Annotated in this window: 12 protein-coding genes; 8 read left to right on the forward strand and 4 right to left on the reverse strand. The window is 38.7% G+C overall.

Annotation, left to right across the window (positions count from 1 at the left end; translation table 11 throughout):
- The first annotated feature begins 150 nt into the window (after positions 1–150).
- The 4 genes from CWB85_RS09740 to CWB85_RS09755 are packed head-to-tail and all read left to right on the forward strand — an operon-like array spanning position 151 to position 3,580.
- Complete coding sequence (locus tag CWB85_RS09740; protein ID WP_138554751.1) at positions 151–582, forward strand: hypothetical protein; 432 nt, start codon at positions 151–153, stop codon at positions 580–582.
- Positions 575–1,177, forward strand: a complete 603-nt coding sequence (locus CWB85_RS09745) for an ABC-three component system protein (RefSeq protein ID WP_138554752.1) — start codon at positions 575–577, stop codon at positions 1,175–1,177. Before CWB85_RS09740 ends, CWB85_RS09745 begins: the two co-directional genes overlap by 8 nt.
- A gap of 2 nt (positions 1,178–1,179) precedes the next feature.
- Positions 1,180–1,680 (forward strand): ABC-three component system middle component 5, encoded by a 501-nt coding sequence (locus CWB85_RS09750; RefSeq protein WP_171039001.1) that lies wholly within the window; start codon positions 1,180–1,182, stop codon positions 1,678–1,680.
- A complete protein-coding gene (locus tag CWB85_RS09755) occupies positions 1,673–3,580 on the forward strand; it encodes an AAA family ATPase (RefSeq protein WP_138554754.1) in 1,908 nt (635 codons plus the stop codon). Before CWB85_RS09750 ends, CWB85_RS09755 begins: the two co-directional genes overlap by 8 nt.
- Before the next feature lie 253 nt (positions 3,581–3,833).
- Here the strand turns inward: CWB85_RS09755 and CWB85_RS09760 are convergent, their stop codons facing one another.
- The 3 genes from CWB85_RS09760 to CWB85_RS09770 form a co-directional block, all read right to left on the reverse strand.
- On the reverse strand, positions 3,834–5,261 hold the full coding sequence (locus CWB85_RS09760; RefSeq protein WP_138554755.1) for a hypothetical protein: 1,428 nt from the start codon (positions 5,259–5,261) through the stop codon (positions 3,834–3,836).
- Positions 5,262–5,283: 22 nt separating this feature from the next.
- Positions 5,284–8,436: a DEAD/DEAH box helicase gene (locus CWB85_RS09765; protein ID WP_138554756.1), complete on the reverse strand. Its 3,153-nt coding sequence runs from the start codon at positions 8,434–8,436 to the stop codon at positions 5,284–5,286.
- A 314-nt stretch (positions 8,437–8,750) separates the two neighbouring features.
- Entirely contained in the window at positions 8,751–9,227 is a 477-nt protein-coding gene (locus CWB85_RS09770) for a PD-(D/E)XK nuclease superfamily protein (RefSeq protein ID WP_138554757.1), read from the reverse strand.
- A gap of 400 nt (positions 9,228–9,627) precedes the next feature.
- Here CWB85_RS09770 and CWB85_RS09775 point away from each other — a divergent pair, with 400 nt between their 5' ends.
- From CWB85_RS09775 to CWB85_RS09790, 4 genes are all read left to right on the forward strand, one after another.
- A complete protein-coding gene (locus tag CWB85_RS09775) occupies positions 9,628–10,335 on the forward strand; it encodes a hypothetical protein (RefSeq protein ID WP_138554758.1) in 708 nt (235 codons plus the stop codon).
- 399 nt (positions 10,336–10,734) lie between these two features.
- Complete coding sequence (locus CWB85_RS09780) at positions 10,735–11,055, forward strand: helix-turn-helix domain-containing protein (protein ID WP_138554759.1); 321 nt, start codon at positions 10,735–10,737, stop codon at positions 11,053–11,055.
- Positions 11,039–12,427: a HipA domain-containing protein gene (locus CWB85_RS09785; RefSeq protein WP_138554760.1), complete on the forward strand. Its 1,389-nt coding sequence runs from the start codon at positions 11,039–11,041 to the stop codon at positions 12,425–12,427. The genes CWB85_RS09780 and CWB85_RS09785 overlap by 17 nt, the downstream gene beginning before the upstream one ends.
- 756 nt (positions 12,428–13,183) lie before the next feature.
- Positions 13,184–14,494 (forward strand): BamA/TamA family outer membrane protein, encoded by a 1,311-nt coding sequence (locus CWB85_RS09790; protein ID WP_249314826.1) that lies wholly within the window; start codon positions 13,184–13,186, stop codon positions 14,492–14,494.
- Between the two features lie 17 nt (positions 14,495–14,511).
- Here CWB85_RS09790 and CWB85_RS09795 read toward each other — a convergent pair whose 3' ends face one another.
- Positions 14,512–14,880, reverse strand: coding sequence for a response regulator (locus CWB85_RS09795; protein ID WP_016706422.1), 369 nt, complete (start codon positions 14,878–14,880; stop codon positions 14,512–14,514).
- Positions 14,881–14,895: the final 15 nt, after the last annotated feature.

Raw genomic sequence — 14,895 nt, forward strand, 5'->3', positions numbered from 1 at the left:
GTGCCAGTCACGGCTTAACTTGCATCCATGCAAGTGATTACTCATCAATTTATAACTTTCGGGTGTGATCACGGGGAATTGGAGTGTGTTGGTAGATTTGTGTTTATGACGTTTGTGCTTATGTATGGTTTAAATATTAGGAAGAAGGAAATGGAAATTAATTTTATTGAAATACTAAAAACTACAGCAAAGAAATCCCCATTACCAACATTAGGTTTAGGGTTGTTCTTTTCAATTACAAAACTTATTTTGGAGAAAGCCAATAATACTTGGCTAGATGATATTGGTTATATGTTAATAGTAGTTTTAGCTTTTATTTTGGCTATTAGTGTAGTTTTTGTTAGTGAATTAAGGCAACAAAATAAAGAGCAATTATCGAAAAATCGTCCGTCAGAAAAAAAGCTTGATGTGACAAGAAATGAAATTGAAGACATTGACACTGGAGGTGGAACAGCTCTGATAGGAACAGATGATTCATCCATAGATCAAATAATAATTGAAGAAAATAAAATTAAAAAAATTAAAACAAAAGGTGCCCCCTTTAATGTTGGTAAAGTGACAAAGGCTAGTGGCAATGAGTAATTTGAACCAAGATAGTCAATCAGCTCTCACAATAAAAAATAATGAAATCAAGAGAGTTGATACTGGGGGCGGAGAGTTTGTTGTTGGTACACAACAGAACTTCAACTTTATCGCTCCAAAACCTAACCCTGATAAATTGTTAAAACTAGTCGAAAAATTCAAAAACATTACTGAAGAAAGCCCTGAGTTTCAAGATCTAGTTGAGTTCCTTGATGACTATAAGCGACCACGACCAGGTCGTAAAATAATAGGGTTAGAAAATAAACTCATAGCAGGGGCTAGGGAAGCAGATATAGAAGATGCTACATATTTAAAAACAAGGTTTGCAAGGCGATTTGCACGATATCAATTATCTAGCCAACATATGGCCATCCATAAATACCTTCTATCACAGATTAATGAAAGGTTTCGTTCTAAAATAAAGCCTTATATTAAAGAAGGACATCCTCGTATATTTATTGATGCAGCAGTTTCAGATCTAATTATTCAACCATTTGTCGATGAAGTCATTGAAGCAGATCCTTCAATTGATGCAGATATAATCCACGGAATGTTATATTTTCTTACTGGCAACTGCCACATTGAATGGGCTTAACTATGCTTTTATATCACCCTTTAACTGATGTTAATCATTGTATGTACAGGCTATTAAACCTTACTTTACACATAGAAGGAGATATACAGTTCGAAAAGCTTCGAGTTGTTGATTTTTACTATCTTTTCCCACACTTATTAAACGAGATAAAACCTTGGCCAACAGATATAAAAAAATTTAAAAAGTTTCTGCCATCTAACAAAAAGTCTTTTGAGCACATTTCGAATAAAAAGAAAGTTTTTTTTGAGTTAAATTCGATTCAAAAACAAGCAATAGCAATTCTTGTATCTAAAGATCTAATTAATATAGATAAAATAAAAAATGGTGTGGTTTCATTAAATAAGGAAAAGTTACCTGAGGCTATCTACAATGAATTAGGTAAAGATTCATTTTCAAAGTCAGACTGTTTTTCTATTTTGACTGATGCACTAATCAACTCAAACTGGAATGGCAAGAATGGCCTCAAATTAAAAACAGGACTTTTGGAATATAGATATGACTAACCAAACGAAATTAAAAATTGAAAGAGTAAAAATAACAAAGAAAGATAGCTCTGTTTATGATGAAAAATTTCATTCAGGGTTAAATGTTATTCGTGGTGAAAACGGAACAGGTAAATCAACCTTAATTGAGCTAATTTCTTACGGGTTGGGCGGAGATATAAAAAAAGATAGCTGGAAAGAAGAAGCATTAGGATGTGATCAGGTTTTTATTGAGCTATTAATTAACAAAAAAGCTTATACTTTCAAGCGGGAAATTGAAGGTGAATCTAATAAACCCCCTATTTCAATTTATGAAGGCGGCTATGAAGAGAGTAAATTAAATCTAGATAAGTGGACTGTCTACAAATATCAAAAAGGTAAAGACCGTAACAGTTTTGCAATGCAAATTTTTGAGCTATTAGGATATGAGCAGCATATCACGGCTAATGGTGACTCACTAACTGTCCATCAATTATTAAGATTATTATATGTGGACCAAGATACTCCAGCATCAAATATCTTTAGATCCGAATCATTTACATATGACCGTGAGTCAATGCGTATTGCTATTGGTGAATTCTTATTTGGCTTTGACAACTTAGAAGCTCACACGATACGTCAAAAGCTTTACGAAGCTCAAAAAAGATTTGATAAATTAGATACTGATTTAAAAGCAATTTATCGAATTTTGGGAAGAACTAATATACCAGCCAGTGTTAAAGAACTAGAGGCTGAAATTTTAAGTCTTCATCATCAATTAACTGAGGTAGAGTCTGTAAAGTCAGATAAAATAGAAAAAAGTATCCCTGCAGGGTCAGAAAAATTAAAAAATGAACTACGAGAAGTAAGAAATGAATTAAATTTAATCTCAAAAGAAAGATCAATTATAGATGAAAAGATTATTGCAATTTCTTATGACATTGCAGAAAGCAAGGAGTTTATTCAAACACTAGATGAACGTGAAATAGCTTTGAAACAGTCACAATTTACAGTTAACCATATTGGATTAATTGAATTTGAGTACTGTCCAAGTTGCCTGTCAAAACTCTCTGATCAAGCTGAACATTCTAACTGCAAATTATGTAGAGCATGTGATGATCTACAAATCAATGAGTCCTATATTCAATCTATCAACGAACTAAACTTTCAAAGAAACGAAACTAGAAGAATGATAGAACTGCAACTAACAGAACAAGTGAAGCTAACAGCCAGCCTAAAGCGGATAAACGAAGAAAACTATAGAAACAAAATTAAGTTTAACGAATTAAATAGCTTTGCAAGTGACTATGAGATTGAGATAACTAAAGCAGCAAAAGAAAAAGGCTTTATAGAGGCACAAATTGAAAGCTATCAAGATAAAATAGAGTTAGCTCAAGATATAGAGCAACAAATAGATACGAAATCTGAATTACAAAAAAATATTACTAAATTATCGGATAAGCTTAAACTTATTGAAACTTCTAGCATTAGAAGAAAAAGAAAGGTGTTTAACAGTATTTCTGAGATCGTAATTGATGTATTAGCGAAAGATATTGGAGTTGAAGATAAGGCATTTGCAAACGCTAAAAAATTCGAATTTAATTTTGCAACAGATAGTATGCACTTGGATGGAAGGGCTAAATTCTCAGCTAGCTCAAATGTACTTTTGAAAAATGCATTTCATCTTGCTGTTCTTCTAACCGCAACTAACGATAGCGAGTTTAGAATACCTTGTTTTACCATGTTTGATAATATAGAAGATAAGGGGATGACAGAAGAAAGAAGCAAAAATTTCCAACGAATATTGGCGAGTAAATGTAGTGAATTAAAAACCGATTACCAAGTAATTATGTCAACATCAATGGTAGACGAATCTCTAAACAACAAAACTTATGGAGTCGGCCCCTTTTATGAGAAAGGAGAGCATACTTTGGATATCTAACTGAAAGTGCATTAACTTTATAGCATTAACAGTACTAGCTCCTCAGAATTGATACGGCAGTTACCAGTTTTTCAATTGGTGACTGTTAGTTAGATTTGAGAAAGTTTTCTCAAATCTATTTACTAATGTCTTTGATGGTGTTCAACTATAATTACATTTGGACAAATGAGCTTGTTTAGTATTGTGGTAAACTCTCTATGTACTTTGTTCGTCAAATCTGACCTATTATTTAAGACCCTAAACTTTAAAAGATTTATGGCTTAATTTCTTTGCTCAGCTCATCAACTAAGTCATGTGCGAAGGGCCAAGGAATTCCAGCTTTGCGTGTTAACTCTTTTAAATCAGGTGTGATTCTCGCAATATTTTTTGCGGCGGTCGAGTATAGACGGTTTTGTTTAATAATATTTCTTTCAAGTATTTCTAGTCGCTCTCTTTCACTCTCGATTTCGTATTTTTGTACTGTGATTGATTCTAGTAGCAACTGTTTCTCATTTACTAGCAATTGAACAGCATCTCTGTCTTCATATAACTGCACAATTTCGGATTCTAATTTTAACTTCCTGAAAGAAAGTTCACTGACTTCACTCTCTAGGCTTTTATTAAACTGATCAATTAATAACTTTTTTTCCTTTTGAAAAGCCTTAATAGCATTTTCTTTATTTTCTTTAATGGTAAAATTTTTAACACTGTTTAATTGATTAATATCTTCCAGTAGTTTTTTCTTTTTACTTATTAAGTCTTGGTTTTTCAGATTCAGTTCACTTTTTAGTCTAGTTTCATACTCATCGATTTTATTTTTTATATTTGACCTCTGATTTATGCTTTCATTGATTTGAGATAGTTTATGTGAAGCATATTTAATATTTTTTACAAGCCCTTTATATTCTACTCTATAAGCACTACGAATTTTCTCTTCGTCGTTTTTTACAATAACCTCAAGGTTATTTTTGGTATATGATAAATCTTGTAGTTGTTCCTTGAGTAACGTTACGGCTGAATATAAACTTGTCTTTTCTTGTTCGTATTTATTTAAAAACTCCCTTCTTTCAAACATTAAATCTTTAATTGATTGACGTTCATGTGCATGGCATAGCTCTCCTATAAATCCAGCAGGAGCAATACTCAGCCATTTTGCATTTGAGTTTTCAAATAAGTCACTCACTTCTTCTAATGTTATTACTTCAGAGGAAGGAACGAAATTACTAAAGTCGAACTCGATAGCGTTTTTATTTAGCCTTCTATATTCACTAGTTTTCTCAGTGCCACAGAAATGAGATACTGCGATTTCAATTAAAATCTGCTCACCCTTTGAATAACCAATCACGTCAGGAATTCGTTTTGAATTATCAATGGGAGTTTCAATATCAACATTATCAAAAATAAGTGTAAAGTTATAAGGATCAAAGTTACCAATTGGTATTGTTAGTTTTTTATTGTTGTTAAGTACTTCTTTGGCTAACAAGTGAAGCTCAGTTTCGTAGCTCCATTTACAGTGTTTTGCTTTCTTATCATCTGGAGCATGGGCGAAATGGTTTGCTTGTACAGCTCCTTTTTTGGCAATTAACTGTGATCCGCAATCAACGCAAGTACAATTACATTTTAGGCCTCTTTGAACATCATCAATACTCGTGATCCAGTTTTGCTCATTGTATGCCCTCGTCATTTTATAGTTATGGCTCATTAAACATCCTTATTTTTAATTATCACCCAACCGCTAATTTCCCAGCTTCATGCCACATTTCGTTTGGCATGGGGTTGGTTAGCTCCCACGTTATATTCATCGGCTGACTGCCGTTGTGGCTTTGGTATTTAACCTCGCCGTAGTTTACAAACCCCATAGTTCGGCCGTTTTCGTCTTTGCCTTGTTCACGTACAAATAACAGGATGGTTTTGCCTGTTTGCTGGTGTTCAATATAACTAAGGCCACGGCCGTGTTCTGGGCGGGCGCTGTTTTGCGTTTGCCAATGAAACAGGGTGGGGCTAATTGCGTAGTCGTGGTATAGCGTGGTGGGCGAGTAGGTTTTTTCGCACTTGTTGAGCGTGACGAATAGTAGCTCTAGGTTTTGGTTTTTAAATTCTAAAACACCTTCGCGGGCGGTCGATTTTTTATCAAACAAGTGCGCCCCAAACGCTGCGAGTATTTGTTGTCGTGTGTAGCGGCTGTGTAATTTTATTGCGTGATTAGGTAAGCACGTTAAATCACTTTCTTGCTGGTGAATGCGGTTTATTAACAGCGCAATCACTTGTGCGAGTTCCTGCTGTAGTTCTTTGTGTTTAAGTGCCTGTAAGCTCTGTTCAAGGATTTTAAAGCCTAAACTCGTGCCTGTGGTATCCCAAAAATTGTAATGCGCCATAAGCGCGTACTGTTGATTTTGTGGCATTGGGGTAAAGTTAAAATCGTTTTCACATAAATCACGCAAAAAGCATAAGTAGCTGAGTGAGTCGCAGCTCAGTAATTGAGTGTTTATAGCGCGGTAATACGCGGCGTAAATGTCGGCTTGCTCTGCTAGAATTTCATCACCTTTAAGCCAGTGCCAGCCGCCGAGCCTACCGGCTTTTGGTTTGTATATATCTTCAAGCGTGACTTGTGGGTTTATACGTAAAAAATTGCTTAGCGTAAGCGCGTCATTGGTATGTTGCGAATAGCTATTTATAAGCTGCTGTAAACGGCGTTTAGTGTTTATAGCGTGCTGAATATTTTTTAATATTGTTTGCTGTGTGCGCTTCTGTAGCTCTATACGACAACCCAATGGTAAATGCGGGAAGTTGTTTTCAATCTCGGTTTTTATTGGCTGATTACTTTTACCAATGAGTGCGCGGAATTTACTGGAAAAATCGTATTCTGGGCGGGCATTGCCTACAAAGTCGAGTACGGTGCAACATTGCTTTTGGCTATTATCTGGTAAACGCAAGCCACGGCCGAGTTGCTGTAAAAACAGCGTTAGGCTTTCAGTTGGGCGTAAAAATAGCAGGGTATCGACCTCTGGAATATCGACACCTTCGTTAAAAATATCGACCACGCAGAGTATTTGTATTTCGCCTTGGCGCAGTGCTTGTTGTTTGGCCGCGCGATCATTGGTGTTTTTGCTGATCAGAACATCGGCGTTTATACCTGCTAAGTTAAATTTAGATGCCATAAACTCTGCGTGCTTTTGGCTTACGCAAAATGCCAACGCTTTAATAGCTTGAACGTTAGTCACTATATCAGCAAGACTCGATATTATTTTGTTAGCGCGGCTGTTCTCACCAGTATAAAGGTTACTTAGCTCGCTGATATCGTAACGGCCACCTCGCCATGTTATTTGGCTTAGGTCGGTATCGTCATCAAGGCCAAAGTATTGAAATGGGCATAAATGGCGCTGATTTATTGCCTCTGGCAAGCGAATTTCAGCAGCTATTACGCCACAAAAATCATCGAGTATATTGGCGCCATCTTGGCGCTCTGGTGTAGCGGTTAAGCCAAGTAATATTGCGGGCGTAAAGTGGTTTAATATTGCGCGATAACTTGCAGCGCTTACGTGGTGTACCTCATCTATTACTATGTAGTCGTAGTAATCGCTGGTTAAATTGAGCGACTCAATTTGGCTATTCAGCGTTTGGATTGACGCAAATAATTGGTTATAACGTTGTGGTTTGTAGTTACCCACCCACAACTCGCCAAAGTCATTATTTTTAAGCACACCACGGTAAGCGCTTTGCGCTTGTTTGAGTATTTCTTCACGGTGGGCTACGAACAAAAAGTGTGCGTTTGGGTTTTTGTCGTAAACGGTTTTAAAGTCGAACGCCGATATGATGGTTTTACCTGTGCCTGTTGCGGCGACCACTAAATTTTTAAAGCGGTTATGTACGCTGCGCTCTACGCTTAGCTTTTCTAAAATAGCGAGCTGATGGGTTTTAGGGGTTATATCAAAATAAAACTGGTTACTTGCTTGGCCGTTACCGCGTTGCTCGTTAAGTGAATTTATGAGCTTTTCTTTACACTCAATTGCGCCTGTAAACAGCTCGAAGTCTTTTGATTCCCAGTAGGTTTCAAACGTACTTTTGGTTTTGGCTATAATATGCGGGATCTCTTGTGCGGTAATTTTTAAATTCCACTCAAGGCCACTGGTAAGCGCCGAATGCGATAAATTAGACGAGCCAATATAACCAGTATGAAACCCCGTATTACGCATAAACAAGTATGACTTTGCGTGTAAGCGCTCTTGCTGATTATTGTAGCTTAGCTTTACTTCTGTATTTGGTAGGCTTGCTAAAAACTCAACCGCTTTAGCATCTGTTGCGCCCATATACGAGGTGGTAATTACTTTGAGTTTGTTGCCACTTTTGGTAAAGGCTTCAAGCTCATTTTTAAATATGCGCAGCCCCGTCCATTTTATAAATGAGACAAGCCAGTAAATAGTATCAGCCGATTTAATCTCGCGCTTTAGCTCGGTTTCGAGCGAGATACCTGCATTAGCGCCGCTAAATAACTCGCTTTGGGTAAGCCCTGTTAGCGGGAATATATCTTTGGAGTAATCTTTAAGGTTTGCCGCAATAGGGTTTTGGGTATTAAACAACGCGGTGAGAATACGACCTTGGCTATCGATAAGGTTTTCGTTGATCAGCTCGTCATCGCGAATATGATCTTTAAGCCACAGTACAAGGTTGTTTGCGAGGTTAATTTGCTCTTGCAAACGCTCGTCTGAATTAGGGATTGCATCAATTGCATGTTCAACCAACTTACCTAAAAAGCGCGAAAGCCACGTTGCAGCCTCAGCCGATTCCAGTTGACGCTCACCGACATAAAATTGATCACGATTTAAGTTCTGCTTGATTACTTGTGTAATTAACTGCTCGTAAATACCAATCTGCTGCATAAACCCACTCCCTGTTTGCGAACACTCAGTTTACTAAAAAATGCAATGTAAACAAGCATTAACTCACTATTGAATTAAAGGCTAATGCTAAGACAATTCCCCCGTCATTTTGCCCGAAAAACCTCAATTGATGAGTAATTGATTGCATGGAAGCAATCGAAGCCGTGACTGGCACATGGATGTGCCTTACACGGCGTTTACGTTCATATCAATTTAGGTTTTGAGGAAGTAGCAAAATGCTCGGGGCGCCGTGGGGTTCCAAGGGACGTACGGCGCTATGCGCCCCTTGGTTGCCGTCGCCAACGCGACATAAATTAGCCGATTAGGTAACTAAGAAAATCTTCTTTTGAGGAAAATACTTTGAATGTTTTATTTGTATGGTTTTTGGTTTGTGTCAACAACCAGTTGTACGCCTCTTTTTTGTAGCCTTTTCCATCGAACACAATAACCACCGTTTCCTCTGGTGCATTACTTAATGACTCATAAAAGAATGGAAACTTTTGATCCACAGAGCCGCTTTGTACTTGTCTATGAGCTTCTATTCTTAATAAACCTTTAGTCTTGTGATGTATTAAAAATGTGCTGTGACGTGTCCCGCCATACATATCCTGGTAGGCTGCCCGCTTTATATATTTTTGTATTTGAGGTTGATTGTCAGTACATTCAGCAAAGCCAATAGTCGTTAGCTCTTCTTCGAGTTCAGTACAAAACTTACGGTTAGACTCTTGCGGTGATCCCGCATGTTCGTTTTTATCTGGTATTTCATCAAACAAAGATAATTGATCATCCATGTAGTTTTCTCCTTTTCGATTGAGCATTAAACATACTAGATAAATAGGTACAAATGGAAGTGTTTTTTAACCCTTATGCGCTATGCACGGCGGTTATTTTTTTTGTTGCCGTCGCCAACGCGACATAACGAATATTTTCAATTTAAAAGCTACGCTTTTCGCGTCAGCAAGCTTAACGCCTACTGTGGTAAAGGTGCTAGGCTCTAGGGAAGTGACTAGGAGCTAGGGTTAATCAGTAGCCCGCAGCTTGATACACGCAAACTCCAAAATGAGGCAATTAAAGCTATTATTCGCTTCATTACATGAGGCAAATAATAAGCATCGGCTTCTTTGATTGAAAACCTTGCCGTTAGTATAAAAAATGGTACGCTAACCCTAATTTAACAACAGTGATGCAAACATGATTAAAAGGATTTTATTGGCTATCTGCTGGATTCTGAGCTGTGACGTATTGGCCGCAGAGCAATATTCACAAGCACAATGTGAGCGTATTGAGGCTGAGCGAGAAAACATTAAAGACCGAATGAGATCGAGTTATACAGTAACTCAGGGGGAGCGTTTACGTAAGCGCTCTTCAGCATTATTTGAACAGCTAGGTCGTCATTGCAAAAGTCCAACTAAGGTGAGAACTCGTTCGAGTTCACGAACGTACACGCGTTCATCGGCAAATGATTTATTAAATAAAAAGGTTTATGACGCTACGGTTTACAGTAAAACATACGATAGTGATAGTAAACGTTTGCAATGGAACCAGTTTTACCAACATCCTGATCGTTGTAGAACTAAAGACATGACACAAGCAGACTTTGTTTGGTGTAGCGAAAATCGAGCTGAGCAGCGAGCAAGGTTTGAGGCGCAGTGGCAACCACCGACTAAAGTAAACATGCACTTGCATAAACCTGAGGTTACTAAGCCTCAAGTGAATTTGATTGCAGTACCAGTAATTAATTACTCTATGACGCTAACACCTGTATCGAATGTGAATACTTCTTTGATGTCTACCTCTTATGAAGAGGAAAAGGTTAACTACAAAATTTGGCAATTAGTAGTTGTTGGCTGTTTAGCATTTATTGGTGTGTTCGGGTTTTATCGCTGGTTTAAAGATTAGTTAAAGGCAAAAAGGGTTTAAAGGCCCCTAAGGAAGTGACTAGGTGCTAGGGTTATTGCCGAAGCCCGTACCTCGAAAGTAGGTCGTGCTTTAGCGCGTCAATTTTCAACATTAGACATTGTCGCCATAAATGACGACCTACAAGGAAATACTAGGATTATTCCGCAGCCCATAGCTCGCGACTCGTCACCCGTTGCTACTTCAACTCGCCAGCTTTATTATTATCTAGTCAATTTAAGTTTACTTATGGGGTTTAATTAAATTTCAATTATCCATAAGTAAAATATAACTTTCTTATGGTCTGGTTAATTTATGCTTTAATCTAAAAGTAAAGTATTGTTGACTTTTGCTTTGGGTGTCCTAAAATCGGTTGTATAAGTAAATTATAGTTGACCAAATATGAGTGACACCCTTAGCAAAAAAACACTCGGAAGAGTTGTTAAGCGTACTGAAATGCCTGAGCTTTCTAAGCCATTTTCGCCCATGCAGCTGGCTAAAGCCATTACTGCAAAACGCACAGGAATGAAGCTGACATTAATGGATGTATCACACGCGCTTGCTATTTCTAAGCCAACCTTAATAAAAATAGAAAAAGGTGATGTAACCGTGCAACTGCATAATGTACTTAAAGTTATGGAGTATTTAGGGTTGTCGTTTAGCCTTGTTAGTGATGATATAGCTCACAGCAATGAAGAGGTGAGCGATGAACAGTGGTACTAACCTAAATAGTTTAGATGTGTTTATCGGTCAATCGCAAAAGGTGGCTGAGATTACATTAGCAGTAGGCTCTGAAAATGAAATTTCATTTACTTATGAGGCTAATTGGAGCAACGAGGGTTTTGCTGTTTCACCTCATTTGCCACTCAATGGCGATTTTGACTCTCGTGCAGTGCGCAATTACCTACAAAATTTATTGCCGGAAGGCAAAGGCCTTGAAGAGATCATCAGTAGCACGACCATTTCTAAGAATAATACTTTTGGTTTAATAAAGGTAATTGGGGAAGAGACGTCAGGTGCTTTGTCGTTTAAGGCAAGTAATAGTGCTGTAAAGCAAACCTCTTTTCGCGAAATAACTAATGAGGAGTTAAGTCAAAAGCTTAGCCGTTTTAAGCAAGCAGGCGAGGCCATTACACTGTGGGATGGGCGAACGAGACTCTCTGTTGCTGGGGTTCAAGATAAGCTTAATCTACTCGAAATAGATGGAAGATTAGGGTTTGGTGAAGGCCAGTTATGCTCTAATAAAATCTTTAAATTTGAAACGGGTGCTGCGCCTTTCATTGCCGTAAATGAGTTATTTACTATGTTACTGGCAAGAGGCGCAGGACTTGATGTGCCAGACGTTGAATTGCGTAGCTATGGTGAAGTGCGAACCTTTGTTATTGATCGTTTTGATAGGCGTGTTGTTAAAGAACAAAACCGAGTTTTACGTCGTCATGTTATTGATGGGTGCCAAGCGACTAATTTGCCGCCTTCTTACAAATACGAGCGCCAGCACGGTGATGAAGGTGATGGTATTTATATTCGAGATGGTGTTTCTTTTCCTAAGCTGTTTAATATTGAAACCGCGAATGTGCAAGCATATCAGGCGCAACTTATTCGTTGGATGACATTTAATATTTTAGTGCGTAATTATGATGCTCACGGCAAAAATATTAGTTTTTTTGTTGGTAAAAGTGGCTTAGAGCTCGCACCGTTTTACGATTTGGTAAATATTGAAGCGATTATTGAACAGACGAGCATTGATTGTGCAAAAGGTGGTTCACAGCCCGCTATTTCAAGGAATTATGCAATGTCGCTAGGTGACTATAATTCACAAGGCGCGGGTAATTTTAGTAATGAAATAACGGCTTATATGTTAGCTGATTTTGCTGATGAGTTTGATATTTCTGTTGCGCGTATGCAGCTACTGATGAGCCAAACAATTCAGTCAGTATTAGGGGCAATAAATATGGCCAAAGCGACTGCTATTGCAAATAACTTGTCTAATAGTGAACTAGAACACATTGGTTTATGTATTAATATTATTAATAAAGCAGCTGGCGAACTGAGTGAGCAGGTTGAGCTGTTACCAAGTATGAAAGCGTTTATTTAGGTTTCTTCGGTGTAAGTAAAAGGCAATAAAAGGTTCTAGGGGCTAGGTTTAATCTGTAACCCGTCGCTCGTCACCCGCAGCTTTTTGGCTTCTCATTTACCCTCATTCACTGCTCTTTGTGCAAAAAGGCGCTAGGTGTTAGGAAAATGACTAGGAGCTAGGGTTAATCAGTAGCCCGCTGCTCGCGACCAGTCGCCCGCGCTATTAACTACTCGGTGTAGGGCGCGCCTCGGAGAGCTCGGTGGTGAAATTGCTTTAAAACAATCACAGGCAAGAGAAAGGCGCTAGGGTCTAGAAAGTGACTAGGGTTAATCCGAAGCTCTCCGCCCGTCGCTCGTGGCTCGTCAACCGTAGCTTTTTGGCTTCTCATTCACTGCTCTTTGTGCAATAAAATAATTAAGTAATTTATTCACCACAGAGTTTATGAGGCGCTGCGCTTTAGAGGAAAACACAAAGTTTTTGCGTCAATTTTCAATATTAGACATTGTCGCCATAAATGACGACCTACAAGGAAGAGCTAAGGTTTGCTCGCCGCTCGTATCCCGCCGCCCGAACCTTACATCCCCGTGGTTGGTGACTGCAACAGTCCAGCGCTTTCAGGCGTGGCTATTATCTTAGCTTCAGTGCGATGATGATTTAAGCAATATTTAAGTAATTCAATAAGTAGCAACTTTGCAGTTTAGTAACTAGCTGGTATCTTTAATTGGGTGAATAAAAATCAACCCAAAGTGATGATCTGGGATAGGGAAAATTACAGTGGCAAACAAACTGAATGTTGTGGCTTTATTATTGCTAAGCGGTTCCATGGGATTGGCTCATGCTGATGTCAGCCTAGTTAAATCGAGTGTTAACCGTGAAGAAACCCCCGATAAAGTGCAAGAGAACCTCATATTACCGTACTTTTTTAGCACCGAAACCATGGGCTTTAATTTGGGTGTAGGGGGAATGCTTAAAGGTTGGCATCAAGATCAAATGAGTATTGGTGCTACTGCATTTAAAGGGGATGTAAGCCATGGTTTTTGGGCTGGGGTGTTTAATTACCGGATCAATAATAGTGAACGATGGTATTTGAGTGCCAATGGCTTGTTTGCGTATTTTCCTGATCAACGTGCCTATACCGGCGCTCGCCAACCTGTTGCCCCTGGTGGAATAACACCTGGCAGTAATGAATCAAGCAATGAGCAATATTTAGAAGCAGATGGCGATTCTAATTGGGTTGATATGAAGCTTGAATATGCGCTGCCATTTGGTGCCACTAAAGACAGTGGCATAATTGATTACAGGTTAAAGAACGGGATGTTGGTCTCTGAACCTTCGGGTGGTAAAGAGTGGAATCCGCTAACGTCAGGGGCGATGGTTGCCACCACGCGTTACTTTAGTCGTTTTCAGAGTTTTGAGTTTGAATCGCAGCAGCTCAGTGGTGATATGTCAGCGGTGGAGTTTGGTTTGTTGTATGACAATACCGATTTTGCTACTAACCCCAGTTTTGGTAGTCGTCAGTATGTGTCTTACACTTCGTCATCACCTTGGGGCGATGAAGAATATGATTGGAATTTATGGCAATTTAGCGCCAGTAAGTTCTTTTCTTTTGGCGAGACTGAATATGCACACCAGCGGGTATTAGCAGTTAACTTTTGGACCGCCTATTCACCTAGCTGGAATGTGCTTAATAATGCCGATGGCTCAACCGTAATTACCGATGCAGCACCATATAACGAAGGGGCTACGTTAGGTGGCTTTAAAAGAATGAAAGGGTACGATTTTTACCGTTTTCACGACAAGGCAGCCATTTATACCACAGCAGAATATCGCCACACACTTAAATATAATCCTATTGAAGATGTACAATGGCTGAAGTTTTTAAAGCTAGATTGGTTTCAATTGGTAGCATTTGCTGAAGCTGGCCGAGTTGCGCCTGAGTATGATATTGGCACGCTGACCGAAGACATTAAATTTGATTACGGTGTTGGTTTGCGAGCTATGTTAGCAGGTTTAGTCGTGCGAACTGATTTAGCGGTATCAGACGAAGGCACAAATATGTGGGTGATGATTGATCATCCTTTTTAAGGGCTGCGTGGATGAGCTCACTGTTGCTTTAAAACTTTTTTTAGTTGGTTATCTAACACGTTTAAATTAAAGGGTTTGATAATAAAACCGGTCACTTTTGCGGCAATAATTTCTTTGATTGCTGCTGAATTGTCTTCGCAGGTTACCATAAGTACGGGGAGCGCCGTTAACTCTTGATCATCACGAATTCGGTTGAGTAAGGTTTTCCCATCCATTTTGGGCATGTGTAAATCGGTGATCACCAAGTCGAAATGTTGGTTTTTTAAGAAGGTTAGTGCCTGAAGGCCGTCTGTGGCTTCGACTAGATCTGGAAAGTTAAGTGTTCTGAGCATATTAATCAATACATGGCGCATTAATGGCATATCGTCAACGACGAGTATTTTCATAGTGTGGAGATCATC

Source organism: Pseudoalteromonas sp. S1727 (assembly GCF_005886375.1).
Classification (GTDB): Bacteria; Pseudomonadota; Gammaproteobacteria; order Enterobacterales; family Alteromonadaceae; genus Pseudoalteromonas; species Pseudoalteromonas haloplanktis.

Bases quoted from the DNA above. Each gene is read 5' to 3' on its own strand.
- CWB85_RS09740 (WP_138554751.1), top strand. From the start codon at position 151: ATGGAAATTAATTTTATTGAAATACTAAAAACTACAGCAAAGAAATCC.
- CWB85_RS09745 (WP_138554752.1), top strand. From the start codon at position 575: ATGAGTAATTTGAACCAAGATAGTCAATCAGCTCTCACAATAAAAAAT.
- CWB85_RS09750 (WP_171039001.1), top strand. From the start codon at position 1,180: ATGCTTTTATATCACCCTTTAACTGATGTTAATCATTGTATGTACAGG.
- CWB85_RS09755 (WP_138554754.1), top strand. From the start codon at position 1,673: ATGACTAACCAAACGAAATTAAAAATTGAAAGAGTAAAAATAACAAAG.
- CWB85_RS09760 (WP_138554755.1), bottom strand. From the start codon at position 5,261: ATGAGCCATAACTATAAAATGACGAGGGCATACAATGAGCAAAACTGG.
- CWB85_RS09765 (WP_138554756.1), bottom strand. From the start codon at position 8,436: ATGCAGCAGATTGGTATTTACGAGCAGTTAATTACACAAGTAATCAAG.
- CWB85_RS09770 (WP_138554757.1), bottom strand. From the start codon at position 9,227: ATGGATGATCAATTATCTTTGTTTGATGAAATACCAGATAAAAACGAA.
- CWB85_RS09775 (WP_138554758.1), top strand. From the start codon at position 9,628: ATGATTAAAAGGATTTTATTGGCTATCTGCTGGATTCTGAGCTGTGAC.
- CWB85_RS09780 (WP_138554759.1), top strand. From the start codon at position 10,735: ATGAGTGACACCCTTAGCAAAAAAACACTCGGAAGAGTTGTTAAGCGT.
- CWB85_RS09785 (WP_138554760.1), top strand. From the start codon at position 11,039: ATGAACAGTGGTACTAACCTAAATAGTTTAGATGTGTTTATCGGTCAA.
- CWB85_RS09795 (WP_016706422.1), bottom strand. From the start codon at position 14,880: ATGAAAATACTCGTCGTTGACGATATGCCATTAATGCGCCATGTATTG.